This window comes from Caballeronia choica (assembly GCF_001544535.1).
GTDB classification, from domain to species: domain Bacteria; phylum Pseudomonadota; class Gammaproteobacteria; order Burkholderiales; family Burkholderiaceae; genus Caballeronia; species Caballeronia choica.
This window is the reverse complement of the sequence record NZ_FCON02000017.1, coordinates 73,479-92,621: the sequence shown is the minus strand read 5'-3', so window position 1 is coordinate 92,621 and position 19,143 is coordinate 73,479. Positions and strand designations below refer to the sequence as shown.

The window sequence follows — 19,143 nt, the reverse complement described above, 5'->3', positions numbered from 1 at the left end:
GATGTAGAGAGTTGTGCATTTATTGCATTCGATTCGAGGATAAAGCACCTGAAAGTGCGCGCGGATTAAACGGATTCTAGCGCGAACCCCATCTCAAAAAATTCAGCGCGTCGTTGCGAGCACCGCTTCGACCGCGCGTCCGATCGACAGCAGCGCATCGTCGGCGTGCGGCGCGCCCGACAGCATCAGGCCTACCGGCGCCTCGCCGCGCGGATGGCAAGGCAGCGAAAGCCCGCAGGCGTCGAGGAAATTGAACGCGCTCGGATTGCGCAGGATCAGCGCATTGGCCTGGCCGAACGCGGCGTCGTCGTGTTCGAGATCGGCGATGCGCGGCGCCACGACCGGCACCGTCGGGCACAGGATCGCGTCGAAGCGCTGCCACAGCGTGGTGCGGGCCGCCTCGATCATCGCGGCTCGCGCGTGCAGCAAATCGAGGTAATCGGCGGCGCTCGCGGGCTGTCCCTTCATGATGCGCACCAGCACGCGCGGGTCGTACTCGGCCGAGTGCCCGGCGAGGAGCGGCCGGTGCCACGCGTACGCCTCGATCGGCGCGAAGCCGAAGCGGTTGATTTCCGGCAGACGGTCGAGCGGCGCGAAGCGCACGTCTTCGACCAGCGCGCCCGCCGCCGACAAATGCTTGATCGCAGCGGAAACCGCGCTCGCGACGGTTTCGTCGACGCCATCCGTCACGTAGTGAGTCAGCACGCCGAGCCGCACGCCGTCGAGCGGGCGCCTGGCCGGCACGTCGGGCTCGCGGGCGGCGAGAATGCGGTCGACGAGCGCGCAGCATGCCACCGACACCCCGATCGGCCCGAACGAATCGAGCGAGCTGGAAAGCGGCAGGCCGCCTTGCATCGGAATGCGGCTCGCGGTCGGCTTGAAGCCGGTGAGGCCGCACAGCGCCGACGGGATGCGGATCGAGCCGCCGGTGTCGGTGCCGAGCGCAATGGCCGCCATGCCGTCGGCGACCGACGCCGCCGCGCCCGACGACGAACCGCCCGCGATGCGTTCGTCGCCCTTTACGTCGCCGCGATAGGGCGAATGCGGCGTGCCGTAGTGCGGGTTCAGGCCGAGCCCGGAGAACGCGAATTCGCTCATGTTCGTACGACCGACGATCACGGCGCCCGCGCGTCGCAGGCGGGCGACCGCGAGCGCGTCGGTCTTCGCGGGCGGCGCGTCGGCGAGCACGCGGGAACCGGCGCGCGTCACCTGGCCTTCGATGTCGAAGAGGTCTTTCACCGACACTGGAATGCCCGCGAGCGGCGAGAGCACGGTGCCCGCGCGGCGGAGCGCGTCGTGGGCGTCGGCGGCGGCCCGGGCGGCGGCGGCATCGACGTGCAGGAACACGGTGGAACCCTGGCCCGAGGCGTCCTCGATGCGCTCCAGCGCGCGCTCGACGAGCGCGCGGCTGGTCGTGCGGTTCTCGCGCAAGTCGGCGGCTAGCTGGGCGAGCGGGGCAAACTGAGGAGACGTGATCGGCATGGTGTCGGCGAGAAAGGGCGCGGCGTGCAGCGGACCGGCGGCATGAAAATGCGGGCGACGGATCGCTCGCCCAGGGTGGCTGTCATTCTATGCCAGCGAAGTAATTAATACTGCATGCGGGTGCGGGTGCGGGTGCGGGTGCGGGTGCGGGTGCGGGTGCGGCTATCGCGGCGAGGCGAGACGACACGAGGCGGGAGGGCGGCTGGCGATGCGGGCGTCGGTGGCGCATTGGGAAACGCCGGGCGTGTCAGATCGTGCGCGAGAAGCGCTGAAGCGTCGCCTGGCCGAGATACCGGTCGAACGTCATCGCGACGTTGCGTGCCAGCAGGCGTCCCGCGGGCAGGACGCGGATCGCGTCGCAATCGATCACGACGAGGCCGTCGTCCGCGAGCGGCTTCAGACGCTCCAACTCGTCGGCAAACGACGCCGCGAAGTCGATGGCATGCGCGCTTTCGATTGCGTCGAAGTGCACTTCGTACTGACACATCAGCCGCGTGATGATGTCGCGGCGCAGGCGATCGTCGGCGGTGAGGCGCACGCCGCGCGTGATCGCGAGGTTTCCGCTGTCGATCGCCGCAGCGTAGCCGGCGAGGTCGCGCGCGTTTTGCGCGTAGACGTCGCCGACCTTGCCGATCGACGATGCTCCGAAACCGATCAGGTCGCAATCCGCGCGCGTGCTGTAGCCCTGGAAATTGCGCTGCAGCGTGCCCGCCTTTTGTGCGAGCGCGAGTTCGTCGCCGGGCAGCGCGAAGTGATCCATGCCGATGTAGACATAACCCGCCTGCGTCAGTGTCTCGATAACGCGCTGGAGAATCGCGAGTCGTACGGCGGGCGAGGGCAGCGTGGCTTCGTCCATCTGGCGCTGCATCTTGAAAAGAGTCGGCATGTGCGCATAGCCGAACACCGAGAGGCGGTCAGGCGCGAGTTGGACGATCGCGTCGAGCGTGCGGCTGAAGCTCTCGACGCTCTGATGCGGCAGCCCGTAGATCAGATCGACGCTCACCGACGCGAAGCCCGCATCGCGCGCCGCCGCGAGCACGGTTTCGGTCATCTCGCGTGGCTGGACGCGGTTGATCGCGTGCTGCACGCGCGGATCGAAGTCCTGCACGCCGAGGCTCAGCCGGTTGAAGCCGATATCGCGCAGAAGACGAATCGTGCGCGCGGACGCCTCGCGCGGGTCGACTTCGATGGAATATTCGGCTTGGGTCTCGGGCAGGAGGTTGAAGTGCTCGCGCGTCGCGGCCATCAGTTCGGCCATTTCGTCATGCGACAGGAAAGTCGGCGTGCCGCCGCCCCAGTGCAACTGCGAGACGGGACGGGTCGTGTCGAAGAGTTCGGCCTGCAATGCGAGTTCGCGCTTCAACCGGTCCAGGTAGGGGCGTGCGTGCGCGCGATTCTTCGTCGCGACCTTGTTGCAGCCGCAGTAGAAGCAGACGGTGTCGCAAAAGGGGATGTGGAAGTAGAGCGACAGGTCGCCCGTGCCCGTGGACGCGGCGCGCCGGTAGTGCCCGGAATCGAACGGCTCGGTGAACTGGACGGCGGTCGGGTAGGACGTGTAGCGCGGACCGTTCGCGCTGTATTTGTCGAGGAGATCGGGGCGAAAGAGCGTGTCGGCGGGAGTCATCGCGGGGGCCTGGGACGGATTCGTCGAGTTTAGCGAGACGCGCGGCTCGTCCATTGCGTGATAACGCCGCAGCGCGGCGGCGGGGCGTGGGAAAATACGCGGCTATCCGCATCGTTTCGATTGGGCACCTTCCGCCTTGCTTCAATCTCGCCACGCCATCGACGCGTGCCACATCGCGCCCGATAGCGAACCCTCTGCCCGGTAACCGCACTCAAATGAACTGTCGTCCGAACTGCGGGGCGTGCTGCATCGCTCCCTCCATATCGAGCCCGATTCCCGGAATGGCAAACGGCAAGCCCGCCGGCGTGCGCTGCATCCAGCTCGGCGACGACCTGCGCTGTATGATCTTCGGCGATCCGCGCCGGCCGGCGTGTTGCGCAGGCTTGCAGCCGTCCGCGCAGATGTGCGGAGCCACCGACGACGCGCGCGGCCACGCGCTCGCGTGGCTCACGCAACTCGAAATCGACACGCAACCGGATTGAGCGGGCGCGGTCGAATGCTCGTCGCTGATGTGTCGGCTGATGCGTCGGCTGATGCAAGGATTCACGCCACAACCTGGAGGATTTCGCATGACTCAAACCGTCGCGCTCAAGCGGCGCCGGTTCCTGATCGCGGGGCTGACGTGCGCCAGCACGCTCGCTTTGGCTTCGACGGCCCGCGCGGCCTCGATTTTCCCGTTCATCCCCGATCACTACACGTTCTCGCAACAGCAGGTGCAGGAGGCGGTCGCGCGCAAGTTCCCATTGCAGCGCACAGCCTCGCAAATTTTCGACGTCGTGCTGAGCAATCCGGTCGTGGGCTTGTCGCCGGATCGCAATCGCGTGACGGTGCGGCTCGACGCCCGGTTGTCCACGCCGTTCATGCCGAATCCGGTCAACGGCGTCTTCACGCTGTCGAGCCAGCTTGCCTACGATGCGCCGAGCCATTCAGTCATCCTGATGTCGCCGACGGTCGACGATTCGCAGGTCACGGGCGATGCCGCGCAGTACAACCAACAAATCAACGCGGCGGGCGCGCTCATCGCCACGCAATTGCTCGACCGCTATCCGATCTACACGTTCAAGCCCGAACAGCTGCAATTCGCCGGGGTGAATTATGAACCCGGTACAATCACGGTCCTTACAAACGGTATACGTGTGCAGATTCTGGAAAAGTAAGTTGAAACCTGCGCCGCATGCTCGACCAGCGACTAGAAAAGCGAAAGGGCTGACGGATGGACTGGATTCTTATGGCGAAGGCGCTGATTCTGGGCGTCGTGGAGGGCTTGACCGAGTTTTTGCCGGTGTCGAGCACGGGGCATCTGATTGTCGCTGGCAGCTTGCTGAACTACAGCAACGCGCAGGCAAAGATTTTCGACGTCGTCATCCAGTTCGGCGCGATTCTTGCGATTTGCTGGGAGTTTCGACGCAAGATCGGCTCCGTTGTCGGTGGGTTGCCGACACGGCCCGAAGCGCGCCGCTTCGCCGTCAACGTGATCATCGCGACGATTCCGGCGATCGTCCTCGGCCTCATGTTCGAGAAGGCGATCAAGTCCGTGCTGTTTTCGCCGGTGCCGGTTTCGGTGGCGCTGATCGTCGGCGGGATCGTGATTTTGTGGGCGGAAGGGCGGCATCGGGAGCGTGGCGTCGCGCCGACCGTGACCTCCGTCGACGATCTTTCCTACGCCGACGCGTTCAAGGTCGGCCTCGCGCAGTGCTTCGCGCTGATTCCGGGCACGTCGCGCTCGGGCGCGACGATCATCGGCGGGATGCTGTTCGGGCTAGAGCGGCGGGTCGCGACCGAGTTCTCGTTCTTCCTCGCCATTCCGATCATCTTCGGCGCCACGCTGTATGAGATGGCGCGTCACTGGCGCACGCTTTCCGTCGACGATCTCGGCCTTTTCGCGATCGGACTCGTCGCCGCGTTCGTGAGCGCGTTCGTCTGCGTGCGCTGGCTGCTGCGCTACGTCGCGACGCACGATTTCACCGCGTTTGCGTGGTACCGGATCGGGTTTGGCTTGCTGATCCTGATCGTCGGGTATAGCGGCGGGCTGAGCTGGGCGGAGTAGGCGCCTGTACGGGAAAGCTGGAAATGCAAAACGCCACGGCATGCCGTGGCGTTTTGCATGGGTCGAACCGTATTTGCCTAACCTATCTGCGCCTGAACACCAGATCCCACACGCCGTGTCCGAGCTTGAGCCCGCGCCGCTCGAATTTGGTGACGGGGCGATAGTCGGGGCGCGGCGCGTAGCCATCGGCGGTGTTTTGCAGCTCGGGTTCCGCTGACAACACGTCCAGCATCTGCTCGGCGTAATTCTGCCAGTCGGTCGCGAGGTGGATATAGCCGCCCGGCTTCAGGCGCGACACCAGCAGCGCGACGAACTTCGGCTTGATCAGCCGGCGCTTGTGATGCCGCGCCTTGTGCCACGGATCGGGGAAATAGATGTGCACGCCGTCGAGGCTTTCGGGCGCGATCATGTGTTCGAGCACTTCGACGGCGTCGTGCTGGATGATGCGGATATTCGTGAGATCGTGCTCGCCGATCAGTTTCAGCAACGCGCCGACGCCCGGTTCGTGCACTTCGACGCCGAGGAAGTCATCGGAGGGACGCGTCGCCGCGATTTCCGCGGTTGTCGCGCCCATGCCGAAGCCGATCTCCAGCACGCGCGGCGCGCGGCGGCCGAACACGGCGTCCCAGTCTGGCTGCTCAGGCGAAAACCCGAGCACGAAACTGGGGCCGAATTCGTCGAGCGCGCGGCGCTGCCCGGTCGATACGCGACCCGCGCGGGTGACGAAGCTACGGATGCGGCGGTGATGCGGCGCGGCGGTTTCACTGGCTACCACGGGATCGGCCGGGTCTGCGTCGTCTTGAGGGTCGTGAATCATCGCTGGAGGCGGTTACTTGCGCTGGTACGCGAATTGGAGCGGAAGCGGACGAAAGCCACGCCGCTGAAAATCAAAAAGCCGCCCGAGAGGCGGCTTTTTGTTCGATGTCTGGAGCGGGCGATGGGAATCGAACCCACGTCTGTAGCTTGGGAAGCTACGGTAATAGCCATTATACGACGCCCGCGTGAGCCGGCTATTGTAAGCGCTACGCACCGGAATGCGCAATTGGCGGACCTTGCGGGCGCCGCCGGCCGGTGTCTTCGACTACGTCCCGATGCGTCAAATGCCAAACAGCGTCATCGAAACCGCGATCCGCGTCACGACCATCAGCAGCACCTGCACGATGACGAGCAGCAGGACCGGCGACAGGTCGATTCCGCCGAGGCGCGGCAGGATGCGCCGCAGCGGATCGAGGAACGGCGCGGTGATCTGATAGAGAAGCGGCATCGCGGGGGATTGCGGATTGAGCCACGACAGCAGCGCCATCAGGATCGTCATCCAGGTGATCAGGTTGAGCGCCCACTTGACGACGGTCAGCACGGCGACGAGCAGCAGCATCGGCAGCATGAGCATCGGATCGACGCCTGCCAGCACCACCATCAGCACCACATACACGACCGACGCGATGAACGTCGCCAGGATGCTCGCCCAGTCGACCTTGCCGCCCGGCAAGATCTTGCGCAATGGCAGCACGATCCAGTTGGTGGCCTGCATCACGGCGTTGGACACCGGGTTGTAGGGCGGCATGCGGACGACCTGCATCCACGCGCGCAGGAGCAGCGCCGCGCCGAACAGCGTGAAAACGGTATTGAGCAGAAAACGGGCGATATCGCCGAACATCTCGGGTCCTTTTTTTATGCTTGCGCAGCGTGCGGGCTGCGTTGGGTCACTGGAAACGGTTCTGGATCAAACGACGGAAGGCCGCCTCAACGACTCACGCGGATTTCGCTGATCTGTATCGTGGGTGCCGGGCCGTCGGAATAGTTGACGAGGTCGCCCTGCAGTTCCCGGGCGACGGGCGCGAGCGCCTTCTGGAACGCCTCGACCGACTCGAACAGCACATGCCCCACGGCGACATACGGCGGCGGCGAACCGGGCGCCACGCTGGCAATACCCGCATCGACGGACCAGCCTTTCACCGCCTCGCCCAGACGCGCGGCCGCGAACGGCATGTGCTGGTCGCAGTAATAGTCGACGTCAAAACGGCCGTTCTCGCGATACGGATACAGGAAGCTGACCTTGATCATTGTTCGTTCTCTTTGCTGGAATGCCCGCCCGAGCGTCGCGGCTTTTGTGGTGCGCGGCGGCTTGGTCCCCGCCCACCGTTCATGCTCGGTGGGGCGCCGGTCGTCACCTTATCATGGCTTCAGCGGCGCTTGCGCGTGTTGTCTAACGGATTGAAAGCGTCATTCGCCGCCTTGCTGGCCGGGGCCTGGAATACCCGATCCGTCACGCGCGCCCAGCACGTTTTCGATCGACCGTTCCATCGCTGCGAGCGCGCTCGCCGATGGCGGCACCGGACGGCGCCGCGCGAGTCCGATTGCGCGCCGGGTCATCAGCGCGTAGAGCGTCGCGTGGTCGCCGCCCAGGCTGTCGAGCAGGGTCAACTGCTTCTCGACGATCCCCGCGTCGCCCCGCGACACCGGTCCGGCAAGCGCGCCAGCGAGGCCTTTCTCGCGCGCCGTTTCGATGGTTCCGGCGAGCATCGGCAGCACGGCGCGCAGGGCGTCGTCCTCGGAAAACCCTAGCTGTTGCCAAAGCGAGACGGTCTCGGAAAGCGCGGCGAGCGCAAAACTGGCAGCATAGTGAGCAGCGGCGTGGTACAGCATGCGGCCGCCGGGCGGGATCGAAAGCGGGTGGCAGCCGAGCGCGCGGGCAAGCGCAGTCAGCGTTTCCGACAGCGGTCCGGCGGCTTCGATGGTCACCGAGCAGCCCTGGATGCGCGCCAGATCGCCGTCGACACCGCCAAAAAGATAGAGCGGGTGAAAGCCGCCGATGTCGCCGCCTTGGGCGCGCACCGGCGCGAGAACATCGACGGGCGTCGCGCCGCTGCAGTGGACGACGGCGCGCGCGCCGCTCTTCGAAAGATCGATTTGCAGAGCGTTCGCCGCCGCACCGATTTTGTCATCAGGAACTGTCAAAAAGACGATATCGGAGCACGCCGCGACCTGTTGCGGATCATCGACGACGCGGCAGCCCGGCAGTTGACCCGCGAGTTCGCGTGCGGGGCCGGGTGAGCGGCTCGCGATGGCGGCGACGGGATAGCCTGCGCGCGACCAGGCACGCGCGACACAGCGTGCGAGCCGTCCGGCGCCGACGAATCCGAGACGCGGCGTCGCTGAATATGGCATGTTTTGTGCTCCTGTCTGATGAAAGGGCAAGATGGGCGCCGCAAGGCGCCAGATCGAAAGTATCGCGCAACCCGAGGATCGCTCGCCACGCGGCTCGCAGCACTTCGGCCGGCACACGAATTACAACGAATCCGGTTTTGCAGTCGTCATTGGTTGCTGTCTTTCCTTGGTTGTCATTCGCTACGTTCGGAGGTCGCCATGAGCATTTTTTCTTACCGAAAACATCTGCGGTTCCTTAGCCAGTCGCAGCGGCGTCGCTGGTGGGACCAGAAGAAGCGGCTAACTCCGCGCGTCGTGATCGGCGCCGCCTATGTGCCGCCGAACGTGAGTCGTGAATTCGCCTACGTCAAAGTGGCTTGAGACAGCAAGTTTCGAATTCAATGCAGCCATTGCGCTGCACGCCGGCCGGTTCACCGGCCGAAAGCCCCGCCGAACTCCGTTCCGCGGGGCTTTTTTAAACTGATTTGTAAATAAAAATTACCGACAGGATCGGTACCGACGCATCAGGGTAATCGCTTAGCCTGTCAGCCGATCGTCAACTCGGCCAGTGGCGCGGTTGTAGCCGGCGCAGCCGATTATTACGGCCACCGGCACCTGTAAGACGAATTGCAATTTGCTACAAATGGACGCAACTGTCCCGACGCTTTTTCGCTAAATTGAATCCATACCGTCGCAAAGTTTCAGTCGCGTGCACTGAAGAGCGGCGAGGAGAAGAGAAAGTGAAAAAGATCGTCCCGTTGATGGTTGTCGCAGCGCTCGGAGTCGGGGTCGCGAGTGCCGCACAGGCGCATGTTTCCGTGGGCATCGGCATTGGAGTGCCGGCCTATCCGGTGTATGCCGCACCGCCCGCGCCTGTTTATGTCGCGCCGCCGCCTCCTGTCGTTTATGCGCCGCCGGTGGTTTATGCGCCGCCGGCTGTTGTGGTCGGCGGCTACTACGGCCGTCCTTACTATCGTGGCTACTATGGTGGCCACGGCTACTACGGTCGTGGTTACTACGGCCACGGTTATAGGCATTGGCATTAAGCGCAAGCCAGATAGTCGTATCGATCGAGCGGCGTAACGCCGGCATGATGCCGCGTTACGCCGCTTTCCATTTGCGTGCCGCATTGCGCCAGGCAGATCCGCGATGAAGCTGGGACAATGACGGCTCCCCAAGCTCGCCGTTCCCTAACGATGCCTACTCTCTCCGCCCCGACCTACGCCGACGTCGCCGATGCCGCCCAGCGCATCGCCGGCGCCGCGCACCGCACGCCCGTCCTGACTTCGCGCACCGCCGACGAACGCGCCGGCGCCTCGCTCTTCTTCAAATGCGAGAATTTCCAGCGGATGGGCGCCTTCAAGTTCCGCGGCGCGTACAACGCGATCTCGCATTTCGACGACCGCCAGCGCGCCGCCGGCGTGCTCACGTACTCATCGGGCAATCATGCGCAGGCGATCGCGCTGTCGGCGAAGCTTGCCGGCATCCACGCGACGATCGTCATGCCGGAAGATGCGCCCGCCGCGAAAATCGAAGCGACGCGCGGTTATGGCGGCGAAGTAATCACCTACGACCGCTACACGCAGAATCGCGAGGAACTCGGCCGCAAACTTGCTGAGGAGCGCGGCATGACGCTGATCCCACCGTACGACCATCCGCACGTGATCGCGGGGCAAGGGACGTCGGCGAAGGAATTGATCGAGGAAACCGGGCCGCTCGATTACCTTTTCGTGTGTCTCGGCGGCGGCGGGCTGATCGGCGGCTGTGCACTGGCGGCCGCGGCGCTGAGTCCGTCGTGCAAGGTGATCGGCGTCGAGCCCGAAGCCGGCAATGATGCGCAGCAGTCGCTCGCGCGCGGCGAGATCGTGCATATCGAGGTGCCGCGAACGATCGCGGACGGCGCCGCATCGACGCACGTCGGCGAATACAACTTTCCGATCATCCAGCGGCATGTCGAGCAGATCGTGACCGTCAGCGATGCCCAGCTCATCGAGACGATGCGGTTTTTTGCGCAGCGCATGAAGATGGTCGTCGAGCCGACCGGGTGCCTCGCGGCCGCAGCCGTGCTCAACAAGCTGCTGCCGGTGGAAGGCAAGCGCGTTGGGGTGCTGGTGAGCGGCGGCAACGTCGATCTCGCGCGTTTCGCGCAATTCATCGCGTAGGGCACGCGCTGCAGGGGAGATCAGGAAGCCGCGTTCACGATCAGATCGCGGTAGCCGTTCACGATCACGCTGTACGAGAAGTACGCGAACAACACGGCCGACATCACATGGCACGCGCGCAGGAGCGTCGTGCCCGCGCGTTTGCGTCCGTGCGTCCGTGGCTCGCGAGTGTGCAGATGAAAAGCGTCCAGCCGAGTCCGCCGAAGAAAAAGCCGGTGAGAAACACCGATGCGCTGACCGGGCTTGTCGCGCCGGCTTTCGCGATCAGCGCACCGCCGACGGCCGCGAACCAGAGAATCGCGCTGGGCGACGACACCGCGAGCAAGGCGCCGCGCCCGAAGCTTTTCGCGTGGCTGGGGCGCGGTGTGGCGAGATCCGCCGTGCCCTCGACGGGCGGCGCCGACGCCGGATAAAGCGCCTCGCGCGCCATCTTCCAGGTCAGGAACAGCAGCACGATCGCGCCGCCGATCCACACGACCCACCGCACCGCGCTGAACTGCAGCAGCGCCGACATGCCCGCGAGAGCAAGCGCGGCATAGAACAGGTCGCCGGCGCACGTGCCGAGCCCGAGCACGAGGCCCGGTTTGAATCCGTGCGAGAGCGCCAGCGAAATGATCGCGACGTTGGCGATTCCGATATCGAGACACAGCGACAGCGACAGAAAAAATCCATCCGACAACAACGACCACGGATGCATCGCGGGTGATTCCTTTCTATTAATGGCGTTCCAGTTTCAGCGATACATCGAGGCGTCCGATATCGATGCCCATCGTGTTGCGCATCGGCGGATGGCGGAACGCGTCGAGGCGTCGGCGTTGATCCGGGGTGCCGATGCCAAGTTGTTCCAGCAATTCGGCGACGATCGCATACAACGCGGTAGCGTTGCCGTCTTCCACCTTCACCGCGATGCCGAGCGCGCCTTCGCCTTTGTCTTTGCCTTCGCGTTGCCTCACGCCGATCGCGTAGCTCGCATCGGCGCCGACCTTGCCGACCAGCGCGCCGTCAAACGCCTGCATCAGCAGCGTGCAGAACCGTCCTTCGCCCGCGACCAGTTCCGGATAAGTCGTCATCGCGCGATAGATGCGCGCGAGCGGCGCGGTGTCCGCTGCTGTGTCCGCCTTGGCGGCGGCAAGCTTCACAAAGAGACGCGCGAGCCGGTCGAGCGGGAAGGCGGGCGTCGGCAGATTGCAGCCGTCGATGGCCCATTGCACTTCGTCGTCCGGCAGGTCGAGCACGTGCGCCACCGTGTGCTTCACGCGCACCTGCAGCGGATGCTCGGGCAGATGATAGTCGGCGAGCGCCGCGCCGATCGCCTGCGCGCCCGCGAGCATGCCCGCATGCTTGCCGGAGCAGTTGCTGCACGCGGGGCTCGGCGAAAACCCGCGCCTGATCCAGTTCTTGTAGACGGCTTCCGAGATCGGCGGATGGCCGCCGCAGCGCATGTCGGCTTCGGTGGCGTGCGCCTTTGCGAGCATCGCCCGCGCGCGCTCGATGTGCCGCTCCTCGCTGCTGTGCGAGCCGCACATCAGCGCGAGGTCGGCGTCATCGAAGCCGAAGCGCTCCAACGCGCCCGTTTCCAGCACCGCGAGCGCTTGCGCTGGCTTCGCCGCCGAGCGCGCGAGCGTCATCCGATAGGGATCGCCGAACGAATAAAGCAGGCGGCCTTCGTGATCGACCACCGCGACGTGCGCCTCGTGCGTGTTCTCGATTGCCTCGCCGCGATACACCGTCACCGCTTTCATGTCCGCGTCCCCAGTCCGATTTCGTCCCACAGCGTATCGACGCGACGTTTCACCGCGTCGTCCATCACGATCGGGCGGCCCCATTCGCGATCCGTTTCGCCGGGCCACTTGTTGGTGGCGTCAAGCCCCATCTTCGAGCCGAGCCCCGCCACCGGCGACGCGAAATCGAGATAGTCGATCGGCGTATTGTCGACGAGCACCGTATCGCGCGACGGATCGATACGCGTCGTGATCGCCCAGATCACTTCTTTCCAGTCGCGGATATTCACATCCTCGTCGACCACGACGATGAACTTCGTATACATGAACTGGCGCAGGAAACTCCAGACGCCGAACATCACGCGCTTCGCGTGACCCGGATAGCTCTTCCTGATCTGCACGATCGCCATCCGGTAGCTGCATCCTTCGGGCGGCAGGTAGAAGTCGGTGATCTCGGCGAACTGCTTCTGCAGCAGCGGCACGAACACTTCGTTCAGCGCGACGCCGAGCACGGCGGGTTCGTCGGGCGGCTTGCCGGTATAGGTGGAGTGATAGATCGGATCGCGGCGCATCGTGATTTTCTCGACCGTGAACACCGGAAACCACTCCTGTTCGTTGTAATAGCCCGTGTGATCGCCGTATGGGCCTTCCAGCGCGTGCTCGTATCGCGCCGACGCGCCTTTCGACGGCCGCGGCGGCGCACCCGCCGGCGCGACCAGGGGCGCACCGTCGTGCGGATAGATGAAGCCTTCGAGCACGATTTCCGCGCGCGCCGGCACTTGCAGCGTGTCGACGCCCGGCGTCAGGCAACGGGCGAGTTCGGTCTTGCCACCGCGCAGCAATCCCGCGAACTGGTATTCCGAGAGCGTGTCCGGCACCGGCGTCACCGCGCCGAGGATCGTCGCGGGGTCTGCGCCGAGGACGACCGCCACCGGATACGGCTTGCCCGGATTGGCGAGCGCGAACTCGCGAAAGTCGAGCGCGCCGCCGCGATGCGCGAGCCATCGCATGATGAGCGTGTTGCGGCCGATCAGTTGCTGCCGGTAGATGCCGAGATTCTGACGCGTCTTGTTCGGCCCGCGCGTGACGGTCAGTCCCCACGTGACAAGCGGACCGGCGTCGCCGGGCCAGCAGGTCTGGATCGGCAGGCGCGTCAGGTCGACGTCCCTGCCTTCCCACACGATTTCCTGGCACGGCGGCGAACTCACGGTTTTCGGCGCCATGTCCCAAACGGCCTTCACGAGTGACAGCAGCTTTCCCGCGTCCTTCAGACCCTTCGGCGGCTCCGGTTCCTTCAGCGCGGACAAGAGCCGTCCGACGTTGCGTAGCGATTCGAGCGCGGCGGTATCACTGAGCAGGCCGGAATCGTTCGAGCCTTGCGCGTCCGTTTCGATACCCATGCCGAGCGCCACCCGCCGCGGCGTGCCGAACAGGTTGGCGAGCACGGGAATCGAGTGCCCGGCCGGGCGTTCGAACAGCAACGCCGGGCCGCCCGAGCGCAATACGCGGTCGGAGAGTTCGGTCATTTCGAGGACGGGGGATACGGACTGGCTGATGCGGCGTAATTCGCCGAGCCCTTCGAGGCGGGCAGTGAAGTCGCGCAGGTCTTTGTATTTCATCGATGTTCGGAGAGGGCGCGCTGCGCGCAAAACGATTGTCGATTTTACCTGTGTTGGTGTCCGTACGTTTGCGGACATTCGGCAAATTCCTATTGAAATCGCCGCGACAGCGTGCGCCCAGGACCCTAAACAGTGTTCATTATAACTGTAAGTAATTGAAACGGCGTTCTATAGCATTGACGGATCATTAAACCCTGCCTAGAATCCGTCAAGAACTCAAGTTGCCTTTGCAACTTTTTACCTTTCCTCAGAACTTTTTGAGGTGCGACGGATCGATGGCGCCCGAATGTGCGCCTTGGTTCATCGCTGCGGTTATCCTTGCCGGCGCTCAACTCCGCCGGTTTTTCGCGTGGAAGCCTTCTGCGCCACGGCATGCGGTTCGTGCCGTTCGCTACCGGAAACTAAATGTTCCGGTTCGGCTTCCCAGACGGCGCAGGCCGTTTTCCCGATGCCGCTCTCGACTTGCCAAGAGGCGAGCGGTGTCTGATTTGCGCTTTTGAGTACCGAGCTCGTTCTATTGGTATTAATCAGCGGAAATCAATGCAATATGGGAGCACTAATGAACGCTTGGTTGTCGTGGCGTCCCGACACTCGCATCGCGCAGAGACTGCGCGTCGCGCTGCGTCGCGGAACCCGCATGAGTCACTATCTATTCAGTCTGGTCGGTTGCGCCGCTGTGGTGACCGCGCTTGCACTCTGGCTGCTGCCTTCCTGGCGCGGTACGTTTGCAGCACGGATCATGCCTATCGTCTCGGCCGCCGTGCAGGCGGGCCCCGCACGGCTGCTCGCGGGCCAGCCGCTGCCGCCGTTCTCGGTCAATCACCGGTACGAGCAGGAAGTGGCGCCGGTCGCCCAGGTCGCGCCGTCGTCTCCGGCGGCCGATACGCCGCCGTCGCTCGGCGCCGTCGCGTCCGACGACGACAGCACGCACCAGCTCACGGGCGGCATCAGCCTCGCTGTTTCCCCGAACGGGCTCGATCCGCGCACGTTGCCGACCGCCACCGTCGCCAGTCTCGCAAGCGCGATTCCCTCGCAACGCGTGGTTGCGGATGCGCGCGACGATCGCGTGCTCGTCTCGACGCGCGAGCAGAAGCTGGTGTCGAATTTCCTCGCGCGGCGTTATCGCGTGGCGCAGGAGCCGGTCAGCGAACTCGTGCGGGCGGCATTCGATACGGGCCGCGAGGTCGGTCTCGATCCGCTGCTCCTGCTGTCCGTGATGGCGATCGAATCCGGGTTCAATCCGTATGCGGAAAGCGGTGTCGGCGCGCAAGGGCTGATGCAGGTGATGTCGAAGGTTCATTCCGACAAGTTCGAGTACTTCGGCGGCTCGCACGCGGCGCTCGATCCGCTCGCGAACATCAAGGTGGGCGCGCTCGTGCTGAAGGATTGCATCGCGCGCGGTGGCTCAGTGGCGGGCGGCCTGCGGTATTACGTCGGTTCGTCGACGCAGGACGACGGTGGCTACGGCGCCAAGGTGCTGGCGGAACGCACGCGTCTGCGTGACGTCGCGCGCGGCCGCAATGTGCCGACCACCACGCCGCAAGCGCCGGCGCAAACGGCACCGAAGCAGGTTCTGGCATCGACCGACTCGAACAAGCAGCGCGTCCACGCGACGCTCGATGGCGCGAAGGCGATCACGGCGCCGAAGGCGGGCGCTTCGTCGGCGCACGATCAGGACGACGCGGACAGCGATACCGCGCCGAAGCATGTGGCATCGGCGGAGTTCGGCGCCTGATCTGAACCCGGTCTCGCTGACGAAATGCAAAAAGGCACCTCTCGGTGCCTTTTTGCATTTCCGGCCGTGGCGGGGAAGTCAGCGCTTGAACAGCGTCGCCAGCCGGTCTGTCGCTTCCTCCAGCTTCGAATAAGCGGTCGCATACGACACCCGAATGTATTGGCTCGGCGCATGAACGCCGAAGTCGGCGCCCGGCACGAGCACGACGCCCGCGTCGTGCAGCATCGAGCGCGTGAGGGCGTCGCTGTCGCCCGCCGCGGGATGCGCGACGCCGCGCGTGTCCGCGTAGACGTAGAACGCGCCGTCGGGCACGACCGGCACGCCAAAACCGAGCGAACGCAGCGCGGGCACGATGAAGTCGCGGCGCCGCTTGAATTCCATCCGGCGCGCTTCGTAGATCGCGAGTGTGGCCGGCTCGAAGCAGGCGAGGGCGGCATGCTGCGCAAGCGCCGACGGGCAGATGAACAGGTTCTGCGACAGCTTTTCCATCGCGCCGACCAGCGCGTGCGGCACGACGAGCCAGCCGAGCCGCCAGCCGGTCATGCTGAAGTACTTCGAAAAGCTGTTGACGGTCACGACATCGTCGCCGAACGACAGCGCCGACACCGGTTTCGCGTCATAGCTCAAGCCCTGGTAAATCTCGTCGACGATCGTGAAGCCGCCCTTCGATCGGACCAATTCGACGATGCGCCGCAGTTCGTCAGGTTCGATCGACGTGCCGGTCGGATTCGACGGTGACGCGAGCAGCACACCCCGCGTACGCTCGCCCCAATGCGCTTCGACGTGTTCGGCGGTCAACTGGAAACGCTCGGCCGGACCGCTCGGGATCAGCACCGGCTTGCCGTCGGCCGCCGCGACGAAATGGCGGTTGCACGGATAGCACGGGTCGGGCATCAGCACTTCGTCGCCGTGATCGACGAGCGCCATGCACGCGAGCAGCAGCGCCGCCGACGCGCCCGCAGTCACCACGATCCGCTCGGGCTCCACCTCCAGGCCGAACGCATCGCGATAATGCCGCGCGATCGCCTCGCGCAGCGGCGCGATGCCGAGCGCGTTGGTGTACTGCGTGACGCCGCGCGTGAGCGCATCGGAGGCGGCGCGGATCACCAGTTCGGGCGCGGTGAAGTCGGGCTCGCCGATGCCCATGTGGATGATGTCGCGCCCGAGGCTTTCGAGCAGTTGCGCTTCCTTCATCAGCTCCATCACGTAGAACGGCTCGATGGCGTTCACGCGGGAGGCCAACCGAACGAGCGGTTCGGCAAGGGTGTGCATCGTTGCAGTTCCAGTTCTGGCGGGCAGGGCAGCCGGCAATGAAGGGGGAATTCAGCCGCGGCCGCGGCTTTGCGCTTCGGCCGGGCGCAGTTGCACGGCGAGCCTGTCGAGCACCCCGTTCACGTATTTATAGCCGTCCGAGCCGCCGAACGTCTTGGTCAGTTCGACCGCTTCGTTGATGACCACACGATACGGAATGTCGGCGTGATGCTTGAATTCGAACGCGGCGACGAGCAGCACCGCGCGTTCGACCGGCGACAACTGCTCCAGCGGCCGGTCGAGGCACGGCTGCAAATCGGCGGAAAGCACGTCGGATTCCTTGATCACGCCCTTGATGATCGCGTCGAGGTGATCGTGATCGGCCTTGTCGAAGCCTTGCGCGTTGCGCAACTGGGCATCGATCTCACTGGCCGTCGCACCCGACAGCAGCCACTGGTAAAGACCTTGTGTCGCGAGTTCACGCGAGCGGCGTCGAGCGCTCTTCATGCGCGGTCCTCGTCTTCGTCTTCGTCGTCATCGCCGCCGAGCTGCTCCAGCGCGACCGACAGGTTCGCCATTTCCACCGCCACGCGCGCAGCGTCGCGGCCTTTTTCCGTCATGCGGGCGACGGCTTGCTCGTCGTTCTCGGTCGTGAGCACCGCGTTCGCGACCGGCGTGCCGAAGTCGAGCGCGATGCGCGAAATGCCCGCGCCGCTCTCGTTCGACACCAGTTCGAAGTGATACGTCTCGCCGCGCACCACGGCGCCGAGCGCGATCAGCGCGTCGAACTGGCCCGATTCGGCGAGCTTTTGCAGCGCGAGCGGGATTTCCAGCGCGCCCGGCACGGTGACGAGCAGCACGTCCTGGCCGATCACGCCGAGCCGTTCCAGTTCTTCGATGCACGCGTCGGCCAGGCCGTTGCAGACCGGTTCGTTGAAGCGCGATTGCACGATGCCGATGCGCAGTCCGTCACCGTCGAGGTTCGGCTGGTATTGTCCGATTTCCATTGATTGAGTCCGTTTTTTGAGTGTGTGGTGGAGGGGCCGCGGCGGGGCGTGCGCTCAGACCGAGCGCAGATGAGCGATGGCAGCGTCCGCCGACGTCGCCGGGCAGCCCGGCATCGGAATGAAGCCGGTCACTTCCAGCCCATAGCCGGACATGCTGCCGAGCTTGCGCGGATTCGACAGCACCTGCATCTTGCCCACGCCGAGTTCGCGCAGGATCTGCGCGCCGATGCCGTAGGTCTTGAAATCGATTGGGCGGCGCTTCAACTGGTCCGCCTTGTCTTTCCGGTCGAACGCCTGGAATACGTCGATCAGATGCTCCTTCGAATCGTGGCAGTTCAGCAGCACGATCGCGCCCAGGTCGCGCGCGGCGATTTCCTTCATCGCGGCATCGAGCGTCCAGGAATGCGTCGACGAGTCGATTTCCAGCAGGTCGAGCACCGACAGCGGCTCGTGCACGCGCACGGGCGTTTCGTGATCGGGCGTCGGCGTGCCGCGTACCAGCGCGATGTGCGGCGAGCCGCTCGGCTGGTCGCGATAGAGCACGGCGCGAAATGCGCCGTGCGCCGTCTGCATCGTGCGCTCGGCCACCCGCTCGACGATCGATTCCGTGCGGCTGCGGTAGTGGATCAGATCCGCGATCGTGCCGATCTTGAGCCCGTGCTGCTGGCCGAATTCGATCAGGTCGGGCAGGCGTGCCATCTCCCCGTCGTCCTTGATGATTTCGCAGATCACGGCGGCGGGCGTGAGGCCCGCGAGCGCCGTGAAGTCGCAGCCGGCTTCCGTGTGGCCCGCGCGTACGAGCACGCCGCCCGGTTGCGCCTGGATCGGGAACACGTGGCCGGGCTGGACGATGTGCTCGGCACGCGCGTCGTGCGCGACGGCGGCGGAGATCGTGCGGGCGCGGTCGGCGGCGGAGATGCCGGTGGTCACGCCCTCGGCCGCTTCGATGCTGACCGTGAACGCCGTGCCGTACTGCGTGCCGTTGCGGTGGGTCATCGGCGGCAGGTTCAACTGGCGGCAGCGTTCCTGCGTGAGCGTGAGGCAGATCAGGCCGCGGCCGTAGCGCGCCATGAAGTTGATTGCCTCGGGCGTGACGAATTCGGCGGCAACGACGAGGTCGCCCTCGTTTTCGCGGTCTTCTTCGTCGACGAGGATCACCATCCGGCCGGCTTTCAGTTCAGCGATGATCTCGAGGGTAGAAGCGAGCGACATGATGACGTCCGGAACGGGAAAGGCCGTATTTTACGCCACGGCTGATGGACGGGCGGGAATCCGGAGCCGGAATTGCCGGTTTTGTCGGCGTGCTTTCTTGGCGGGGTCGGCCGTTCGGCCGAATGGTGCGGCGCGT

Annotated in this window: 19 protein-coding genes, 1 tRNA gene and 1 pseudogene; 7 read left to right on the top strand and 14 right to left on the bottom strand. The window is 65.0% G+C overall.

Going from position 1 to position 19,143, the window contains the following annotated elements; translation table 11 throughout:
- Positions 1–102: 102 nt before the first annotated feature.
- Both AWB68_RS10745 and hemN read right to left on the bottom strand, forming a co-directional pair.
- Complete coding sequence (locus AWB68_RS10745) at positions 103–1,482, bottom strand: amidase (RefSeq protein WP_087644319.1); 1,380 nt, start codon at positions 1,480–1,482, stop codon at positions 103–105.
- Between the two features lie 247 nt (positions 1,483–1,729).
- Positions 1,730–3,106: an oxygen-independent coproporphyrinogen III oxidase gene (gene hemN, locus AWB68_RS10740; protein ID WP_087644333.1), complete on the bottom strand. Its 1,377-nt coding sequence runs from the start codon at positions 3,104–3,106 to the stop codon at positions 1,730–1,732.
- A 215-nt stretch (positions 3,107–3,321) separates the two neighbouring features.
- Between hemN and AWB68_RS10735 the strand changes: the two genes are divergently transcribed.
- The 3 genes from AWB68_RS10735 to AWB68_RS10725 all read left to right on the top strand — a co-directional run bounded on the left by AWB68_RS10735 (position 3,322) and on the right by AWB68_RS10725 (position 5,153).
- Complete coding sequence (locus tag AWB68_RS10735) at positions 3,322–3,588, top strand: YkgJ family cysteine cluster protein (RefSeq protein WP_087644318.1); 267 nt, start codon at positions 3,322–3,324, stop codon at positions 3,586–3,588.
- A gap of 87 nt (positions 3,589–3,675) precedes the next feature.
- The gene (locus AWB68_RS10730; protein WP_087644317.1) at positions 3,676–4,263 is read left to right on the top strand and encodes a DUF1439 domain-containing protein; all 588 of its coding nucleotides are present in this window, start codon (positions 3,676–3,678) and stop codon (positions 4,261–4,263) included.
- 56 nt (positions 4,264–4,319) lie between these two features.
- Positions 4,320–5,153 carry an undecaprenyl-diphosphate phosphatase gene (locus AWB68_RS10725; protein WP_087644316.1) on the top strand — a complete coding sequence of 278 codons (834 nt, stop codon included), beginning with the start codon at positions 4,320–4,322 and terminating at the stop codon, positions 5,151–5,153.
- Positions 5,154–5,235: 82 nt separating this feature from the next.
- On the opposite strand, the gene trmB is transcribed toward AWB68_RS10725, so the two are convergent.
- From trmB to AWB68_RS10700, 5 genes are all read right to left on the bottom strand, one after another.
- Positions 5,236–5,970: a tRNA (guanosine(46)-N7)-methyltransferase TrmB gene (trmB, locus tag AWB68_RS10720; RefSeq protein WP_087644315.1), complete on the bottom strand. Its 735-nt coding sequence runs from the start codon at positions 5,968–5,970 to the stop codon at positions 5,236–5,238.
- Between the two features lie 109 nt (positions 5,971–6,079).
- Positions 6,080–6,154 (bottom strand) — tRNA-Gly (locus tag AWB68_RS10715).
- 95 nt (positions 6,155–6,249) lie between these two features.
- Positions 6,250–6,810, bottom strand: a complete 561-nt coding sequence (locus AWB68_RS10710) for a YggT family protein (protein ID WP_087644314.1) — start codon at positions 6,808–6,810, stop codon at positions 6,250–6,252.
- An 86-nt stretch (positions 6,811–6,896) separates the two neighbouring features.
- Positions 6,897–7,217: an EthD family reductase gene (locus AWB68_RS10705; RefSeq protein ID WP_087644313.1), complete on the bottom strand. Its 321-nt coding sequence runs from the start codon at positions 7,215–7,217 to the stop codon at positions 6,897–6,899.
- 159 nt (positions 7,218–7,376) lie between these two features.
- The gene (locus AWB68_RS10700; protein ID WP_087644312.1) at positions 7,377–8,321 is read right to left on the bottom strand and encodes a Rossmann-like and DUF2520 domain-containing protein; all 945 of its coding nucleotides are present in this window, start codon (positions 8,319–8,321) and stop codon (positions 7,377–7,379) included.
- 198 nt (positions 8,322–8,519) lie between these two features.
- Here AWB68_RS10700 and AWB68_RS48840 point away from each other — a divergent pair, with 198 nt between their 5' ends.
- The 3 genes from AWB68_RS48840 (at position 8,520) to AWB68_RS10690 (ending at position 10,462) form a co-directional block, all read left to right on the top strand.
- Positions 8,520–8,681: a hypothetical protein gene (locus AWB68_RS48840; protein WP_200828672.1), complete on the top strand. Its 162-nt coding sequence runs from the start codon at positions 8,520–8,522 to the stop codon at positions 8,679–8,681.
- A gap of 359 nt (positions 8,682–9,040) precedes the next feature.
- Positions 9,041–9,346 carry a hypothetical protein gene (locus AWB68_RS10695; RefSeq protein ID WP_087644311.1) on the top strand — a complete coding sequence of 102 codons (306 nt, stop codon included), beginning with the start codon at positions 9,041–9,043 and terminating at the stop codon, positions 9,344–9,346.
- Positions 9,347–9,496: 150 nt separating this feature from the next.
- The gene (locus AWB68_RS10690) at positions 9,497–10,462 is read left to right on the top strand and encodes a threo-3-hydroxy-L-aspartate ammonia-lyase (protein WP_087644310.1); all 966 of its coding nucleotides are present in this window, start codon (positions 9,497–9,499) and stop codon (positions 10,460–10,462) included.
- 20 nt (positions 10,463–10,482) lie between these two features.
- Here AWB68_RS10690 and AWB68_RS10685 read toward each other — a convergent pair.
- The 3 genes and pseudogenes from AWB68_RS10685 to AWB68_RS10675 all read right to left on the bottom strand — a co-directional run bounded on the left by AWB68_RS10685 (position 10,483) and on the right by AWB68_RS10675 (position 13,802).
- Positions 10,483–11,159, bottom strand: a pseudogene (locus AWB68_RS10685) (LysE family translocator).
- A 19-nt stretch (positions 11,160–11,178) separates the two neighbouring features.
- Positions 11,179–12,204: an asparaginase gene (locus AWB68_RS10680; protein WP_087644309.1), complete on the bottom strand. Its 1,026-nt coding sequence runs from the start codon at positions 12,202–12,204 to the stop codon at positions 11,179–11,181.
- On the bottom strand, positions 12,201–13,802 hold the full coding sequence (locus tag AWB68_RS10675) for a UbiD family decarboxylase (RefSeq protein ID WP_087644308.1): 1,602 nt from the start codon (positions 13,800–13,802) through the stop codon (positions 12,201–12,203). The genes AWB68_RS10680 and AWB68_RS10675 overlap by 4 nt, the downstream gene beginning before the upstream one ends.
- Positions 13,803–14,361: 559 nt before the next feature.
- Between AWB68_RS10675 and AWB68_RS10670 the strand changes: the two genes are divergently transcribed.
- Complete coding sequence (locus tag AWB68_RS10670; RefSeq protein ID WP_087644307.1) at positions 14,362–15,537, top strand: lytic transglycosylase domain-containing protein; 1,176 nt, start codon at positions 14,362–14,364, stop codon at positions 15,535–15,537.
- Between the two features lie 78 nt (positions 15,538–15,615).
- On the opposite strand, the gene AWB68_RS10665 is transcribed toward AWB68_RS10670, so the two are convergent.
- The 4 genes from AWB68_RS10665 to ribBA are packed head-to-tail and all read right to left on the bottom strand — an operon-like array spanning position 15,616 to position 19,007.
- Entirely contained in the window at positions 15,616–16,809 is a 1,194-nt protein-coding gene (locus tag AWB68_RS10665) for a pyridoxal phosphate-dependent aminotransferase (RefSeq protein WP_087644306.1), read from the bottom strand.
- A 51-nt stretch (positions 16,810–16,860) separates the two neighbouring features.
- Complete coding sequence (gene nusB / locus AWB68_RS10660) at positions 16,861–17,295, bottom strand: transcription antitermination factor NusB (RefSeq protein WP_087644305.1); 435 nt, start codon at positions 17,293–17,295, stop codon at positions 16,861–16,863.
- Positions 17,292–17,795 carry a 6,7-dimethyl-8-ribityllumazine synthase gene (ribH, locus tag AWB68_RS10655; RefSeq protein ID WP_035926090.1) on the bottom strand — a complete coding sequence of 168 codons (504 nt, stop codon included), beginning with the start codon at positions 17,793–17,795 and terminating at the stop codon, positions 17,292–17,294. Before ribH ends, nusB begins: the two co-directional genes overlap by 4 nt.
- A 54-nt stretch (positions 17,796–17,849) precedes the next feature.
- Positions 17,850–19,007 carry a bifunctional 3,4-dihydroxy-2-butanone-4-phosphate synthase/GTP cyclohydrolase II gene (ribBA, locus tag AWB68_RS10650; RefSeq protein ID WP_087644304.1) on the bottom strand — a complete coding sequence of 386 codons (1,158 nt, stop codon included), beginning with the start codon at positions 19,005–19,007 and terminating at the stop codon, positions 17,850–17,852.
- Positions 19,008–19,143: the final 136 nt, after the last annotated feature.

Coding starts and splice junctions, on each gene's coding strand:
- AWB68_RS10745 (WP_087644319.1), bottom strand. CDS start 1,482: ATGCCGATCACGTCTCCTCAGTTTGCCCCGCTCGCCCAGCTAGCCGCC.
- hemN (WP_087644333.1), bottom strand. CDS start 3,106: ATGACTCCCGCCGACACGCTCTTTCGCCCCGATCTCCTCGACAAATAC.
- AWB68_RS10735 (WP_087644318.1), top strand. CDS start 3,322: ATGAACTGTCGTCCGAACTGCGGGGCGTGCTGCATCGCTCCCTCCATA.
- AWB68_RS10730 (WP_087644317.1), top strand. CDS start 3,676: ATGACTCAAACCGTCGCGCTCAAGCGGCGCCGGTTCCTGATCGCGGGG.
- AWB68_RS10725 (WP_087644316.1), top strand. CDS start 4,320: ATGGACTGGATTCTTATGGCGAAGGCGCTGATTCTGGGCGTCGTGGAG.
- trmB (WP_087644315.1), bottom strand. CDS start 5,970: ATGATTCACGACCCTCAAGACGACGCAGACCCGGCCGATCCCGTGGTA.
- AWB68_RS10710 (WP_087644314.1), bottom strand. CDS start 6,810: ATGTTCGGCGATATCGCCCGTTTTCTGCTCAATACCGTTTTCACGCTG.
- AWB68_RS10705 (WP_087644313.1), bottom strand. CDS start 7,217: ATGATCAAGGTCAGCTTCCTGTATCCGTATCGCGAGAACGGCCGTTTT.
- AWB68_RS10700 (WP_087644312.1), bottom strand. CDS start 8,321: ATGCCATATTCAGCGACGCCGCGTCTCGGATTCGTCGGCGCCGGACGG.
- AWB68_RS48840 (WP_200828672.1), top strand. CDS start 8,520: ATGAGCATTTTTTCTTACCGAAAACATCTGCGGTTCCTTAGCCAGTCG.
- AWB68_RS10690 (WP_087644310.1), top strand. CDS start 9,497: ATGCCTACTCTCTCCGCCCCGACCTACGCCGACGTCGCCGATGCCGCC.
- AWB68_RS10680 (WP_087644309.1), bottom strand. CDS start 12,204: ATGAAAGCGGTGACGGTGTATCGCGGCGAGGCAATCGAGAACACGCAC.
- AWB68_RS10675 (WP_087644308.1), bottom strand. CDS start 13,802: ATGAAATACAAAGACCTGCGCGACTTCACTGCCCGCCTCGAAGGGCTC.
- AWB68_RS10670 (WP_087644307.1), top strand. CDS start 14,362: ATGAACGCTTGGTTGTCGTGGCGTCCCGACACTCGCATCGCGCAGAGA.
- AWB68_RS10665 (WP_087644306.1), bottom strand. CDS start 16,809: ATGCACACCCTTGCCGAACCGCTCGTTCGGTTGGCCTCCCGCGTGAAC.
- nusB (WP_087644305.1), bottom strand. CDS start 17,295: ATGAAGAGCGCTCGACGCCGCTCGCGTGAACTCGCGACACAAGGTCTT.
- ribH (WP_035926090.1), bottom strand. CDS start 17,795: ATGGAAATCGGACAATACCAGCCGAACCTCGACGGTGACGGACTGCGC.
- ribBA (WP_087644304.1), bottom strand. CDS start 19,007: ATGTCGCTCGCTTCTACCCTCGAGATCATCGCTGAACTGAAAGCCGGC.